At 55.7% G+C, this 15,446-nt stretch carries 12 protein-coding genes and 1 pseudogene; 4 read left to right on the top strand and 9 right to left on the bottom strand.

What is annotated here, in order from left to right; translation table 11 throughout:
* Window positions 1-127, top strand: a pseudogene (locus tag AWB80_RS43005) (IS30 family transposase); the annotation flags it as partial.
* A gap of 112 nt (window positions 128-239) precedes the next feature.
* Here the strand turns inward: AWB80_RS43005 and AWB80_RS41690 are convergent.
* The 6 genes from AWB80_RS41690 to AWB80_RS41665 form a co-directional block, all read right to left on the bottom strand.
* Window positions 240-1,556, bottom strand: coding sequence for a hypothetical protein (locus tag AWB80_RS41690; RefSeq protein WP_061180441.1), 1,317 nt, complete (start codon window positions 1,554-1,556; stop codon window positions 240-242).
* A gap of 25 nt (window positions 1,557-1,581) precedes the next feature.
* A complete protein-coding gene (locus tag AWB80_RS41685) occupies window positions 1,582-3,153 on the bottom strand; it encodes a S8 family peptidase (protein ID WP_061180440.1) in 1,572 nt (523 codons plus the stop codon).
* 590 nt (window positions 3,154-3,743) lie between these two features.
* Complete coding sequence (locus tag AWB80_RS41680; RefSeq protein ID WP_087132074.1) at window positions 3,744-4,937, bottom strand: radical SAM/SPASM domain-containing protein; 1,194 nt, start codon at window positions 4,935-4,937, stop codon at window positions 3,744-3,746.
* On the bottom strand, window positions 4,928-5,269 hold the full coding sequence (locus AWB80_RS41675; protein WP_143328270.1) for a DUF1843 domain-containing protein: 342 nt from the start codon (window positions 5,267-5,269) through the stop codon (window positions 4,928-4,930). Before AWB80_RS41675 ends, AWB80_RS41680 begins: the two co-directional genes overlap by 10 nt.
* Before the next feature lie 13 nt (window positions 5,270-5,282).
* Window positions 5,283-6,581 (bottom strand): S8 family peptidase, encoded by a 1,299-nt coding sequence (locus tag AWB80_RS41670; RefSeq protein WP_087132073.1) that lies wholly within the window; start codon window positions 6,579-6,581, stop codon window positions 5,283-5,285.
* Window positions 6,582-7,104: 523 nt separating this feature from the next.
* Window positions 7,105-7,323, bottom strand: a complete 219-nt coding sequence (locus tag AWB80_RS41665) for a hypothetical protein (RefSeq protein WP_143328269.1) — start codon at window positions 7,321-7,323, stop codon at window positions 7,105-7,107.
* Between the two features lie 297 nt (window positions 7,324-7,620).
* Between AWB80_RS41665 and AWB80_RS41660 the strand changes: the two genes are divergently transcribed.
* The gene (locus tag AWB80_RS41660) at window positions 7,621-8,439 is read left to right on the top strand and encodes a hypothetical protein (RefSeq protein WP_061180436.1); all 819 of its coding nucleotides are present in this window, start codon (window positions 7,621-7,623) and stop codon (window positions 8,437-8,439) included.
* A 71-nt stretch (window positions 8,440-8,510) separates the two neighbouring features.
* Entirely contained in the window at window positions 8,511-9,365 is an 855-nt protein-coding gene (locus AWB80_RS43780; protein WP_143328268.1) for a hypothetical protein, read from the top strand.
* Window positions 9,366-10,119: 754 nt separating this feature from the next.
* Here the strand turns inward: AWB80_RS43780 and AWB80_RS41655 are convergent.
* Both AWB80_RS41655 and AWB80_RS41650 read right to left on the bottom strand, forming a co-directional pair.
* A complete protein-coding gene (locus AWB80_RS41655) occupies window positions 10,120-11,910 on the bottom strand; it encodes a hypothetical protein (RefSeq protein ID WP_143328267.1) in 1,791 nt (596 codons plus the stop codon).
* Window positions 11,911-12,701: 791 nt separating this feature from the next.
* Window positions 12,702-13,445 (bottom strand): DUF2971 domain-containing protein, encoded by a 744-nt coding sequence (locus AWB80_RS41650; protein ID WP_143328266.1) that lies wholly within the window; start codon window positions 13,443-13,445, stop codon window positions 12,702-12,704.
* Between the two features lie 903 nt (window positions 13,446-14,348).
* Here AWB80_RS41650 and AWB80_RS45720 point away from each other — a divergent pair.
* Window positions 14,349-14,576 (top strand): transposase, encoded by a 228-nt coding sequence (locus tag AWB80_RS45720; RefSeq protein WP_087132071.1) that lies wholly within the window; start codon window positions 14,349-14,351, stop codon window positions 14,574-14,576.
* 615 nt (window positions 14,577-15,191) lie between these two features.
* Here AWB80_RS45720 and AWB80_RS41640 read toward each other — a convergent pair.
* Window positions 15,192-15,446: phosphoenolpyruvate carboxylase (locus AWB80_RS41640; protein ID WP_143328265.1), on the bottom strand; the 255-nt coding region annotated here is incomplete at its 5' end.

Here is a 15,446-nt window from a genome sequence, read left to right as displayed (position 1 = left end):
TCTGTCGGTCTACTCTCAGGCCAAACTCAATGCCGTGGCAAGAAGGCTGAACGAGCGTCCACGCATGACACTGAATTACGAAACGCCGGCTGAACGGTTCCAGAAAACTATTGCATCGATCGGTTGAATCCGCCATCCACTGCCGTCGTTAGTTTCAGCTCAACTCCGACGTTGGCTTTTGGAGGCAAAGGAGACAGCAGGCGCTGCGTTGAGGAGGTGCTCATTAGTGTCTTCAACTTTCAAGGACGCACTCGCGCACACGCACTGGATACCAACGCATACGCGACTTCGGGCTTGCAGATATCTGAATGATCCTTGATGCATGCGTCCGCGTTGAGGTTGTGGATAGCGCCCATCTTCCATTCGTACGCCGTCCCCGGTGCGTGGATGGCCTGATTGCTCGCATCGCTCTTTTGCGCGCCGTTGGCGCCGAGACCCCCGTATGGGCTGTTGGCATCGCCGAATTCGCTTGCGACCTGATTCGCGATCAGCGACGCGAGCGGATACAACGTTCCGACCGCCTCATCGTTGCGCGTGCACGATACGACGAGAGGGCCGCGCACAAGCTTCTCGTTCAGGACACGCCGAAAGAAGCCAGCCGATCCTTTCGCGTCGTAACCGGCAGCGAAACCGTAATGCGAGAACGCTGCCTGCAGCAGCACGAGCGTATCGACGGCCAGCGTCGCTTCGCCTGAGTTTCCGGCGACCGTCGCCGTCACCAGTCGCGCGCCGAAGCTGTGGCCGACGAGATGGAGCCCGACATCGGGACCCGACGCGCGCACTTCGCGCAAAAGCGGCGCGAGTCCATTCACGCCCACCGTCGCGGCGCGCTCCTTCATCTCGTAGTAGGTCGCGTAGTTGAGAAACTTGATTGCGCCGCCGAGCACGCCCGTCACCGATGACGCTACGCCCACTGCGCGGCCTTGTTCACCGGGATCCACCGGCATAGCGAGCGCCGCCCCGCCCTCGCCGCTCGCGACGCTCTTCGCGAGCGGCCGCCCGAGCCGGTCGATTAGTTCTTTGCCCTTCGTGGAAAAGAACTGCGGGGGCGAATCCTCGGTGTTGCCTTTGGATGCGCGCAGCAAATTCCGTATGGCATCGACGAATTTCGCGCGCGCGGTTTCGCTGTCTTCGAGATCCGGCACGAGCTTGCGTGCCGCATTGATTTCTGTTCGATTCGGGAACACCGCGCTCAAGGTATCGAGTTGCTCATGCAGCGCCTTTTTCAGATGATCCGAGCCGAAACCGGCGGCAGGGGTCGCGGCGGGCAGCGTCTTGTCACCGAATTTCTTCGATGGCCAGAACACGCCGGCCACCCCCCACTTGCGTGTGCCGCCGAGAGAATCCGCCGCCGGCCGCACATCGGCGAAGAAGCGCTTGTAGAGATCCATCGCGTCGACTTGGTCGTTGTTCCAGCCGTGCGACATCACAATCAGATCCGTCGTCCCCGAATCCTTCAACATCGCGACGACCTGCTGCGCGCGATTGGCGCCTTCGAGGCCGCCGTCCTTGTCGAAATGCACGTCGATGAACGGAAAACCGGCAAGCGTTGGCATGGCTGGCTCCTTAAGCGAACAAACCCTACACAGATTGAATGGCACGCATCAGATCGACGAGACCGCGCCCTTGGAAATAGGGGGCGCGCTTCAGATCCGTCGCGGTGGAGAGAAAGATGTCCTTGACGCGTTCCGGCTGTCCGATGAACTCGCGCCGCGCCGACAGAAATGCCGCGATAACGCCGGACACATGCGGCGCTGCCATACTCGTGCCGCTTTCCTCCTTATAGGCGGCGACGACCGGCGCTTGCCCGTTTCCGTTGACGGCCGCGTTGTCCCCTGGACCGGTTGCGATGGCCGACGAACGGCATGAAATGATCTTCTCGCCAGGCGCGACGAGATCGGGCTTCATGCGCCCGTCGCCGGTCGGACCTTTCGATGAGAAGTAGGACACACCGTACACATGCGGCATTTCCCGATGCGTCGAGCCGACGGTGATTGCCAGTTCCGCGTTGCCGGGATCGTTGATGGTGAGATCCATGCCTGCCGCGACCATCTTGTTTTCGGCGGTCTGCGCGTAGCCAAATCCGCTATTCCCGGCGGCCGCAACCACCACCACGCCCGACTTCACGAGCCTGTCGACCTCGACGCACAGCGGACTCTGACCGCACGCGAACCACTCCGGATTGAAGTCGTAGCCGACGCTGAGATTCACGCCGTGCACGCGCAGACGCCGCCCGTAGCCGTTGATCTCCTGAATCTCCGCGATGGCCGCGATCAGATTGCTCGCTTGACCGTCGCCGTTTTCGTCGAGCACCTTGAGACTCAGCAGCTTGCACTTGGGCGCCATGCCGGTGATGCGTTCGATCTTCACGTCCTCTGCCTTGACATCACCCAGTTCGTTGCGATATCTCGCCTTCGCCTGAATGATCCTGCCGGGAGCGTTTGTCATCGTCCCCGCGATGATGCCCGCGACATGAGTACCGTGGCCAAACGGATCGGACAACAACTGCGCGCGGTCGAGCTTCCGGTCGTTGGTTACGGTGAAATCGCGATGTCTAAGCGGCTCTTCCAGCTTCAGGTTGCCGAACTCCATGAAATGCGGATGTGTGCCGTCGATGCCCGAATCGCACACCGCCCACACGATGCCCTCGCCGTACGCGGCGAACGAATTGCGCGCCGCGTCGGCCTTCACGGTGCTGACCGACTTCACCGTCATGCGCTTGATCGGAAAATCCGGCCATATGCGGTAGATCGCGCGCTCGTGACGCGGGCGCGCGGCGTGATTGGACGCGGTATCAAGTTTCACCAGTTTTTCGATTTGGCGGCCCGTCAGCGTCGCGAACACGTATTGTTCGCTGATGCTCCCCTTCGATTCGTTTCGCCCGAGCGTCTTCTTTGCGCCGCGCGCGTTCTTGGCGGTCTTCGGCCGCCCGGAGCACGCCTCATCGATCAGGTTTGCGACGCGCAGCGCGGCGTCCCTGCGCCCGCTCGTGTACTCCAGATTCAGATCGATAATCACATCCTCTGCCGCGCCCGGCGCCTGCCTGATCAGATGCAGCAACGGAATGGCGATGACCGTCTTATCGAGCACTTCCGGCGTGAAACCCATCTGACCCGGCGACGTGTCCGGCGCGTTGCTTTTGCGTGTGGTCATCTTGCGTGCCCCTATCGTGTTCGTCTCACTCGCCGTCGCAACTCCGGAAATCGATGACGAGCGTGCTCCCGGGCAAGAGACCACGATTCCTGAACGAGAGCAACACATCAACATCCCAACGCAATGCTGAAGTTGTGATTCGACGGACCAATCTGCACATTAGTATTAAGGGGCCTTTCGTGGGCCGCCCTCTCGCATACAGTGCGTCCTGCTCCGCGTAACTGCGCGTCCGGGCGCCAGAAATCCGACGCGACGGAAAACGTCTTTTGGATATCTATTCCCGGTGTGGCTGAGAACACACGCCGCGCGGCGTGTAACCATCTGTCCAGCCAATCGTTCAGCTCTCTGTACGCTTTCGACTTTCTGCCGAACTTGGAGCCAAAAATAATCTTTACTTTACCGTTGAAATAAACTTGCAACCAGAGCGGATAAGCGTCGATAGGCAACCTGGCCATCGTATCCGCGCCTGATATATTCGGCGCTTTTTATGTCTGGATCGACACCACAGAAAGGACAAATCTGTTCGCGAACCAAGATGTAACAAAGACAATATTTGCAAATTCTCAGATCTACAACGACATTATTGTTGATCACCAAGATTCCTCTATTAACTTAAAAAGCCCCGTCCCAAACGATGATTTGTCTGCCTCGGACACTTTCACCACTCGCTCTCGTTTTCCGAGTTTCTTCAAAGAAAGAACACGATGATGACAGTATGGATTGTTTCCCGGCTTTCCGAATAGCGAATCGGATGTCCAATTGCATCCGCCACGGCAAACTTTTGCATAGTAACAAGTTTTGCAGAACCCCCACAGTTTTAAGTCCCAGTCGCGATTTAACGGAAAAGCCAGGTTTCCGTTCCAAATCTCCTTTATCGGAACAACCCGTACGTTCCCCTCGGAATATCTCGACGTTGCCAGCGAGGGGCACCCCTTTATCGTTCCGTCAGCCTCGATTCCGATAGTATTAATTCCGGCTTGACATCCTTTATAATGGTTGTCAAAACGGTGTGGACCACGCCAAAGATGCTCATACGGACCAAAAAATCCGATATTATTCCCCGGATAAATTTGAACATTTTCTGTTTTAGCCATATCAGTCAGTGCGGCGATAACAGGAAAAAGTTCGTAAAGGTGGAACGGCTGCAATAACAAATCATCGTTGTCTGCGGCATTTCCCATTGCCACGGTCAGCTGCAGCTGCCAAGCGGCTATTTGCGCCTTGCGCAAATCGGTGTAGATGTCAGGTAACGATCTCCAATTCTTTGCATGAATTTGGGTATTCGCCGTTACGGTCAGTCCTACCTCCCTAGCTGCGTTCAAAGCTTCGAACGCAGCACGATAAGACCCGACGACTCCACGAATGTCATCATGAATCGGTTCTAGCCCATCAACCGAGATTCCAAGCGCTGCGAGCCCTGCTTCTTTCGCACGTTGCGCAAGTGTCGCAGTGAAACCATATCCTCCCGATTGTAAGACCGGTCTGATTCCTAGGTCGCGCGCTCGTCTTACAATCTCGATCCAGTCTCCTCTGAGATATGCTTCTCCGCCTATCAACGCTAATTCCCTGACCCCCAAACCACGGAGATCTTCAACTAACGCAAGTGCCTCGCTTGTAGACAATTCACCAGTACGTTTCTTGCCCGCTCGGGAACCACAGTGCGAGCACGCCAGATTACATTGCAGCGTCAACTCCCAGACCGCATAGACAGGGGTCCGGCCGCCTCGGTCCGACGGCCGGAGGACGCGAACAGGCGCGTCGTGATGAGAGATTTTTAGCTCCATCCTATTTCCAATCTGATGTATGGGCCTTCGGTGTCCGAATTCAAAAGCAAATTAAGGCCCCGTGCCAACTCAACACTATCAATAAGGACAAACCCGTCACGAACTGCAACGATATCCTCGCGCGCAAGCTTAATAGCAGTTCGTTCAGCAATGGCGCTTACCAACTGCTTATTAGCGGCGGTAAGCTCCGCCTCCTCGTCCCCTTCCAAGTCCTGCGATCGCACCCGCAGCATATAGCCAGTTACAGTAGCCAGCTCACGCATCTCCTCAAGATTACCTCTATGGATCGCTTCATTAATTGCGACGCCGTACAAAGGCATTGGTGCGGCCATGATTGCTCCTCTTTTAAGGAAAGTGAAGAATCCCCCGTCCTAGTTTTTCCGCAAAGTCTGGATTTTCCTTGTCGACACTTTCAGAACAAGCTTCTCGAGCGACGCGCAAGATTTCGTCGCGCATCATTCCGCGATTTCTTGACCATATGGTCGCCAACACGGCACCAGCGTGCGGCGCGGCAAAAGACGTTCCCGACACATAATCGAACGCTCCGTTTGCTTGGGCCGCGAAAATATCGTTTAGATCGTATGGACTTCCGTTTCCGCCTGGCAGAGCAAAGTCGATCCGCTTCCCGAAATTGGACGTCGGAGACTTCGTTTTATCTTTTGTGACTCCCGCAATTGATATGCAGCCAGCATAATCAGAAGGGTAGTGCGATCCGTCTTGGTTGGTGTTTCCCGCTGAACAAACGCAGACCGCACCCGCTCTATTTAGTGAATCAAATGCCATCGAAACCGACGTCAAATCTTGATTTGCCTGAAGTTGCCAGCTGCAGTTGACGACTAACCTTCGAATGGGAAAGCGTTCTCCCGAGCGAAGTCCTACATATTGATCTTGCAACGCCCTGGCCAAAAAATTAATTGCGACGGCTCGTCTCGCGTAGCTGGAATCCGAGGTCGTATCGATCGATACCGGGAGCAACTTTGCTCCGGGTGCCAACCCCAGCGGAGCTCCGCCGACCGACGTCGAATCGACCAGTATGCTCGCTACGCTCGTCCCGTGGTTCTGGGGCTCTGGGACCGTCGAACCGAAATGAAATTCATTCGTTTGTGTAAAAAGAGCTTGCTTCAATCCTGGATGCGCGAGAAAAACAGGGGTGTCTACAATTGCGATGACAACGCCCCCACCATCATCAACGCTCCAGCCGTTCTGACGGCACACGGTTTGGTGATTCCAGAGCGGCGCTGTTGGGATAGGTTGGCCTTCAGATTCGGTATCCTGATACGTATTAAGTTCTCCCCCATCTAATATGTTGGGTTCTGCGAAGAGCACTCGATCGTCATCCTCCATCTTCTTCAGCACAGTCGGAAGATCATCTTCTAATATTCGGAACAGACCGAACTTGCCAATTCGGTCAAACCACATTTGAGTAAGCTTATATTCGATGCACAATATTGCCAACGCCGTACTAGATGAATCGCGGCTCGCCATAATGACTTCAGAATGGCGAAAATTTACTTGGACCCCGCTGCTATCGACGTGAGTAAAGACCTCAATTTGTCGCGCTGGTATAGCCTCGACTTCGAACTCACTCTGAGTGTCAGGATCTACAATCACACGGGGAGCTTGTACCGGCTCGGCGATCAGCATCAGTAGTCGTGTGGACGCACTGAAATTCCTACCGGCGTGCTTTCGCAGTCGGTGTGTATTCAAGAGCGCCGGTCCTACTACTGTAAAGTTAGCTGCTTTCCGAACTCTTCCCGTCTTGTCCACAAGTTTGATAACGATTGGCACTTGTCAATCTCGTTGGGTAGTAACAAAGCTACAAATACGGCAAGCGTGATTACCCCTTTGCGCATACCACCGGCACTCCGGGCGGATGGCACAAGGAATCTCGGAACTACCGATTAGATTTGTGATCGACGATAATCGCTCGGCTGACTGTTCAGGGACCAAGCATTTTTCTCCATCCCACTGGTTACATTTCTTCTCCCTGCATGGCTGACTAAACCTATACCGCTTCTCAGGTGCCCTATGTTTGCCGGCTTCCTGGACGAAAGCCGAGGTAATCGGTATGGCCGGAACAATTGGAATTACTCTTCCTGAATGCCCTACGCGTCCAATCATGAGGGCACCTTCTTCGCATGGAGCGCTCGGACAGCGTGCCATGACGTCAGTCCATTGCGGCGACGTAGCCTGCAATTCCACCGCCCAGCGGTCCACCTTTAAGGCCTTCAGTGTCGTCTATTTTTGCCAACTCTGCTTGAACAGTTTCCTGCAGCGCGATTCCTATTACTTCTAACTGGTCGTTCGATAGCTGCAGCACTTTCAGATCTACGATGAAAATCCCATTAAGCTCTTGTCGTTTGACAACCTGTGCGCGCTTAGCCATGAGCTGCTCCAAATATCCAAATTGGATTCAAACCTGAGCTGCTTCATTTCTAGGATATGACAACGTACCTGTCAAATTCTTTTCATTAAGCTGCGCAATTCCAACGGGCTCGGGAGTGTTCGGTAGCGCACATACATGTAAGTTTTTCGATCCGCCGGTCTGTTTCGAGCCGATCGAACGAAATCTTGACAAACACGGGTCGTTGTTTATGCTTTTGAATATCAATGTAATTTATCTTTCGCGCCGCACATGCCGAAAGCTGGCACCGCGTTGTTCGTCTAAATTAAGAGGTAAGAAATGTATTTGCGCCTCGCTGCTCTTTTCGCGATTCTTCTATGTTCATGCGCGAGAATCTCTATTTACAGCGATGAGACGTTCTCAGGCAAAGAGACCGGCATTAAGTTCTATACACCGAAACCTTATCTTCTAGTGGCTCGGACGGGGGCGAAAGAAAAGCCGACGGAAGTAAGCGTAATTTGGATTCCGGATCTCTCAAAACCTCTTTACGCGAAACTCGAAACAGGATTTGGTGCTAGTGAGCTCACAATGTCTTTCTCAAATGGCATATTAACTGCGGTGGGCCAGAAAAACGACCCTAAAATTGCTGAATTACTTAACGCTATTGGTGGAGCAAATAGTGCCTTTGCAACAGCTTCAAAGACACGCAAGGAAGCAAGCCTCCTGCAGCCGCAGGCAGGAACTGTTTATAAAGCGGCAGGGGATCTCAAGATCATTGCAGATGATTTGAAAGCGCATCTTACGGAGGCGCGGGACAAAGGATTGCTTACAAAGCTTGAATTACAAGCGTTAGAAGGAATAGTGCAAACGTTATCAGAGGCGAGCACGCTCTTAACAGGTCCAACTGCGGAAGGGAATCTGCCCGCGGTACTTGTTAATCTATCCATGGCTTTGAAACAGTGGGACATTGTTAAGCTACCCGAATCTGGTACGGATCCTCGGAAAAGCAAGTTGCTTAACAATATAGCCGTACTCAGGGGGCAGGTGGAAGCCGTACAGACGTCGCTTGCTCCGAAGCCGGCCGACGAACCCAGTTTCAGCCTCTATGAAATAGATAATTCCAATGGGTTGACTAGCCTGCGTGAGGTCAAGTTCTAATGACAGGGATATACAAGTCTGTGCGCTTGAATGATGTTCGGATGGCTCGTTCAAGGTACGGCGCTCGGTTGTTGAGTAAGCCGAACGTCATCGGATTGATGCTGGGGGTCAAGCTAGTCTCCGATGAAGTGACGCCGCAACTCTGCCTTACGGTGCTTGTGGACACCAAGTTACCGATGAGCGAACTGTCTCCGGAAGCAAAGCTACCGGTGCGGCTGACGCTTGAAGATAAGAAGCGAGTGCCCGTAGATGTGTTAGAAATGCAACCGCTTAGACGTCAGGCCGCAGCATTTCCACGGCAAGGAACACTAGGGCTCTCCGATACCGTGCAAACGGGAACCTTAAGCGCGCTATCTGTCTCTCCGGGAGGTGTTTTCGGGATCACCTGTGCCCACGTACTTAAGGGTAAAGACAATGATACTGCGACGCCAACTCCCGTCGGCGCATGGTCTCCGTCCCTCAACCGCTATTTGCAGGTAGGAACGAGCCTTTTTTCTGTTTCGGGGCCCGGCGCCGGCGTAAGAGGGAGTTTTGGCTTCTTAGATGCCGGCTTATTTTCAATTCAACACCCGGAACTGTTATATGCGGCGAAGCACGCCCAACCTTTGGCACTCGCGCGGAGCCTTAATCTAAAGACAGCGCTTACCGGGATTGGTGCGGTAAAGGGGGTTCGTTCAGGGCAGGTCATCGGGCTTGAACAATCTGTGTATGGAGTTCTTTGCGACGTAGTGATTCGAGTGGATGTGCCTGGGACGTTCAGAGGCGATAGTGGAATGCTTTGGCGAAATGACCGCGGAGAAGCCACTGCCATCCATGCAATGGGAACCGACGCGCCACCTGGAGTCGGAAGCGCGCTTACTGGCGCGATGTTAGTTAGACGTGCTACTACTGCCCTCGGAGTCACGTTGATAGATGCGCCAATCTAACGGTCCGCGCGTCGAATATCGCGGCCGCTTCAATCTGAAGTGAACGCGGAGCCTAAAGTTTAGAACCGTGAGGCTGGCTCGTTGCGTTGTGTTTCCGCAGATCTCGTGCTGCCGATGGACGTGCGGGTCGCAGAAGTAGGCGCGCATGCAAGTGCCGCAACAGGTTCGTGATGCTACGAAAATTCCCGCTGATCGTAGTGAAGGTTTGTCGCCACGGGGCGCGACTGGTTTGAGTTTGCGAGAGAAGCCCGCTAAGACGGAGGGTGGCGATGGCGGTGGCGGTGGCGGTGGCGTTTTCCATCCTAACGCGGCCTGTGCCGGCGTGCGGAACATGCGGACCGTATGACCGCGGGGCAAGCAGGCAATGAGCTGCCGGTGTCGTTCGCCGCGCGGCTGGGCTCAGATGGCCGTGGAGATGCTGGGTTGATCGCTCCGATGCATGCGCTCATGCGCCTGAATGTGCTCGCTATTCTGCTGGGGTGACGCTTTCCAGCAGTGTAAGCACGACCACGCCAGCAAACGCTTTGTAGGCGAAGCTCCACGGGAACCCGCGCTGCGGCCGGCGGCGCTGAACGCTTCGGCTGGCACCGATGCGTAGCGCAGCAGGAGAGCTTTCTCCCGTCCGTTCATAGCTCACCCTCGCCGGCAAGGGCCCGAGAATTCAGGACATGACCACATGTCCGATGCTATAGCTGCAGGCTTGCGATCGCAAAGCGTTCGTCACATTGAAGCTGTGAATGCGAAGGCCGCCGCTCTATTCACGGTTTTGTTCTCTGCCACAGGGAATTGTTGCGTCAGACGATGTTGCGCCTGCCATTGTTTCGGATGACTCGTGAAACTTCGCGCTACCTCGCGCGTGGGAAATCTTAACAATGCTCACGCTGATTCCTTCGATTTCGCGGACGCAGAGCGTCGAAAACGTGCCGTCTTTCAGACTTTTTAGACCACCTTCGTCGGTAACAAGTATCACTGACTCGAACCGAAGCAACAGATCGTCGACGGGCTCAGTCAGATCGGTCGAACGGCCATGTTGAACTGAACGCACGACTTCGGCCATTCTCTCCATAGGCAGGATAGCCCTCACCTCGAAGTCGACTGGCGCCAAAGCGCGGGCGCGCTCTCCAGTCAGCGCACCGAGTAGGTCGATAAGAAGCGGACTTCCAAGCGCGCCGGACATCGATGCGGACACATCCAGCGCGATCACGGTATCGCCGGCATCGGGCGGCATCGGCAGTGCCGGTTCGCCAACGAAATCGCGGACGAGCTTCTTCAGAGCCTCGCGTGGCTCACGATTGCGCACCGTCAATTCGCCGATGATATGACAGCGATTCTGCACATCCCTGTCGGGCTGGGAAAACGCCACGCTGGCTTTGCCGTGGCTCACCAGCACGACCTGCGCATCCGCGTGAGCGCGTGCGTAATCGATTAGCACCTTTCTGAATCTAGAAGACGCGTCGCGCTTATAGTGTTTCACCTCGACCACGAGACCGCAGGCTTCTTTCGCGTCGGACCCTCGCCAAAGGCTGTAGTCTGGCTGCACGTTACCTCTGCGCTCATCGCTTATAGGATTGGAGAGCGGCCTGCGCCGCTCGGCGTAAAGTCGGACAGCTGGACTGCTGCTCTTGATCGTAGCGACCACATTCTCACGAAAGGGGAAAACGATTTTCCCATTCTCATGGTGCAACTCGCAGTTGTGATCCTTCACCGCACCTACGATTTCCGTCGCGATCCACACCGCATATAGTTCGTAACGCTTCTGCCAGAGAGGCAGCTTCAGGATCCGCTCAAGCATGAGTTGATCCACATGAATGCCGATCTTGCGTCGTGGAAACTGGGCGTACTTTTCCGTGAGTTCACGAGCCATCTTCTCGCGCAAGCTTTCGTCCAGCGAAGAAAGGCGGGAAAGATAGTAGATCCCGTAGCCGAGGCGGTAGTCGGTCTCCTCCTGGGCAAGCGTGCCCAAGGCGAAACCATCGGATCGTTCGCGAATGGGTGTGAGCGCCAGCATCTCTTTCCGCCCCGGCCATCTTTTTCGAATGAGGGCGAGCGAAGCCATGAAGTTCGATGCCACATCTGCGAACGGCGGCGCGAACTTCAAAGGATGGAGCGACAGTGGATAAGTTTCGTACAAGCCTTGCCAGTAGGCCTGTAGCCAAGTCTCCACATCCGTCGAAATATCATTGCCTGAGGTGCCAAAAGAAGGGGTACAGCGCATACCATTGTCGTAGGCAACATTATTGAAATCCCAGGCGCCGGACCAGTCCACGTCTGGAACATCAAAATCCGCGGACACCGAATCCCACGTTCGCAAAAAATGCTCGAAATGCTTGAGGTCAAGATGCTCATCGTCCACCTTGATTTCCCACTCTTTCCGCCCCTCACGCGCCCCCGACGCCTCGAAAAACGCTAAAATTGCCCGGAACATTTCCCCGAACGGGGCGCCGGCTACGAAGAACTTCTCGATCAGATGGTCGGTGGAGCTCTGCCGGACGGCTTCCTCGATGCTCGCCGCCTCGCTGTCCAGCAGCACTCTCAGTTCATCCACGAAGTCGGCGTCCCGACCCTCGGGCTCTATACCTCCGATGCTGCACAAGGTCGCCCAAGCTGTTGCACTATCGTGTGCCAAATTCCCCATAGTAGTAAGCTCCTGATTTCGCCAACGAGTCCGATAGGCGCAACTGAGCAGTGCGTTGTGCGAACGTGTCCGTTCGACAAGTGGCCGCTATCGTGCGAGATGCTTCTTGCTAGCCAATCTTCTATACGTTTGAGCGATATCGCACCATCAAGCAGATAGTCGATGTGACCCCGAGCAAAGCGGCGATAGCTCGGAGGCTGGCCTGCCCGGTGATCTGGCCGAGCACCTGTTATTGATTCGATGTCTGTGCGGACTGCCGATACGCTTGGCACCTCGATACACGCGTAACCACGCACTCGGGAGGAGTTCAGGCCCCATAGCGGCTATTTGTGGAATAGCGCTTTGAGTGCTTTCCGAAGCTTCGTAGACGAACCGGACCGTCTGGGCAGTCCCGCTGAAGAACATATCGCGGCCATCGCGGAACGACGGGCGTTTGCATCTCGTGGCGATGAGCACCTCAAACGGCGAAACGTCGACTGCCCTTGGTCTCCTTTGAAAACGCTAGCCGAACGACCGGCACCGGAACCCGTTGCACACACGATTGGGTGAAAGTCCCAGCCGTCGTCGGGGCAGATAATTAGCGGACGGAAATCTGGGAAACGGCCTTCATCCAGCTAGCCGATGAGGGGTCGGCCGACTACTGAAAACTGCTCGCTCCGGCCAGCCGCTCTTGACCTGCAGGGATGAACAAAAACTACGGGTCAATCAGCAGCTTCGGGCGGTAGCAACTGCTGCAATTTTCGGGGAAGGCGTAATAGTGAAGACTGCTGCACCGATCCGTTGAACTGCAGATCCGCGCGAATATCGCGCTTTAATGTTTCGAAGACTTCTCGGGGCGCGCGTGGATCGATATGAATCGAGCGCACAAGTGAATGCGGATCGATTGAAAACTTGAATGTCTTCGAATTGACATTTGCTGAAGGCCTTTGCGGCAGTACTGCCAAAATTCTCATTTCCTGCTCGTGCCGAAACGCAATGCGCTTGTTCAGCCAGGCCATCGCAACCGCCGCATCATGATCTGCGCCCGGACGCGCAACGTCGTCAATCAGCTGCGTCGCACATCTTTCCAGTTCCAGGTCACGCCGGTAGTTCATCTCGCCAAACCACATGCGCGCGTCGCGCAGTTCGGGCGCCGCTTCAACCTGACACTGCAGTTCGCCCACTCCAATCGTCACACGCACGCCCAGCCAATTCCGGGAATAGATCGACCACATTGCGTCGGAGCGCGCTTCAAAAGTTAGACAACTTCCGAACACCCTGGATAACAGATCGCTGTGCGCCGGCTGATCCTTGAAGACGAGGCGCGACCAGAGCTTCTCGAACGGATCTTCCCAAGTGAACGGTGACAGCAGCGTGTATTGCCGTTCCTTGAACAGCCGAACTAGATGTTCAAACCTGAGAATTCGGTAAACGGTCTGCCGCGGCGTGCATCCGACCGCGTGCATGCTCTTCTCCGGAATTCGTATGACTTTCATATCGGCGTTGCGGTGACAGCGAGATCGTTCAAGGCGCGTCAAACTGAACTATGCCAGCCTGGCGCGAGCAAGCGGCAACCGCACCCGCGGCAAGCTCACGACCGATAGATAGACACAGCCGTGGACCCACGTCCTCGTCAGCCAGACTCGGATAAGCTTGCGCCCGCCATGGCGTGTGGAACAACGCCGGCGCAGTGAGTCCTGCGCTTCGTCTCGCGTGTTCATGGGCAAGTCTCCTTCACTGCTTATACGTGTGATAGGGTCAATAACGCGCCGGCGCTAACAGTTCATCAGCGTCGGCGCCGCTGAAGACTACCTACTTATAGGCCCCTGCGAAAGTTGTGTAATTGCCGTTTACCCCAAACGCAAGTTTCGATTGCGTACGTTCGTTAAGAAGTTTCTTTTGAAGGTCATCCAACGTTGATCTAGGTTGATCCAACTTTAAACTCGCAGGCGGCTGGAGCTGTTCGACAACGCATAGTTACAACAGCCGGTGCCGCTGGAGATTTCCACCGTACAGGATCAATTCGCGTCGACCAGGCTTCGCTGCAGCAACTATGCTTCACCATTACTGAGGTGTGGAAGTGGAATTCGCCGCAGCGGCAGGCGCACCATGAGTTTTTGCCGACGGTTTACCAGGCTAACCTTGACTGGAAGCAGTCCGCCGCGATACCGCCGAGGCGGCGCCGAGAGTGGATGGCCGCTTCCGGCAGTCGCAACTTCTAGTTGCGTTTAGGTTTGTTCTTCGTTTAGGTTTGTTCGACGCCTGCCCTCGACCAAAGGCTTACGAGCCAACGAAATCGCGTGGGGGCAGGCGTCGATTAAACCTCGAGGAAGGACTATCGGGAGAAGGGCCACAGCCACTGAAAGGGCATGACGCTCGACACCGGCGAGTCCATCCGTCGCTTCGTGCTCCATGTATCGGCCGACGGCTTCAATCGAATCCGCCACTACGGGTTACTGGCCAATCCGGTGCGCCGCGCCAACCTGGCGAAATTCGCACGCTCCTTGGCGTTGCGCCCGAATTCAGCCCCTCACCGCACGAAGCGGCCGTCGTTGGTCAACCGACCTTCATCAGTCGGCACTGTGGCGCACGGATGATCGTCATGGAAATCCTCGCGCGCAGCGCCCCGATCCGCGCACCGCCAATGCGTCGGGATCCGACATGAACTCCACGGTTCCTCGACCTGCCTGTTGAACGTTGGCTCCGCGGCAACGCGACCTAAGGATGGAAGGCTGCGCGTCGCTACGCGAAGCGCTTTGCCTGGCCGCCTCATCATCGCGAATGCACGACTCAACCACTTCGCTACGGCGTCAGCGTCCCTCCGGCACCCCGCCTGAGCGTGCCGCATCCGGCACGACTGAACATTCCGGTCTATCAATCGCCATAGCCGCAAACCCTCCAATCGCAGTGAGGCACTCCGCGGTTTCCTCCATCGATCTTATTCGACGCCTGCCAACACGCGCAGAGGCAGCGTCACATTCCTGCGATCGATGGCAGGCATCGAATAACCCTTAATGCATGAAGCCTGTTGTCACTCTGTTGACCGTAAATCAGCGGACGGCTACTAGGTGCGCGCGCCGGGGGCATGATGGCCCGAGTGCCACGGGCGGAGCGGCGAGGTAAATCCACAAGTCTAAGAAAGGAAGTCTAGCGGTCCGCTAGCACCTTTTAGGAACGTGGACGCCTTCGAGCAAACACAGTATCACGCAGATTCATCCGGAGTTTCTTAGGCCGGTTGCAATCCCGTTGATCGTCAAGTGGATGCCGCGATGCAAGGTCGCATCAGGTGCTTCCGCACGGCGACGTCTTAGCAGTTCGACCTGAAGATGGTTGAGCGGGTCGAGGTACGGAAATCGATTCTTAGTTGACCGCGCAAGCAGCGGATTGTCTGCGAGACGCTCGCCTTTGCCGGTGATCTCGGCCAGCACGTTCGACGTGCGCTCATGCTCCGCGACGATCTTGTCGAA

Source organism: Caballeronia pedi (assembly GCF_001544915.2).
Lineage (GTDB): Bacteria > Pseudomonadota > Gammaproteobacteria > Burkholderiales > Burkholderiaceae > Caballeronia > Caballeronia pedi.
The sequence above is the reverse complement of the archived record's forward strand: the minus strand, read 5'-3'. Positions and strand labels throughout refer to the sequence as shown.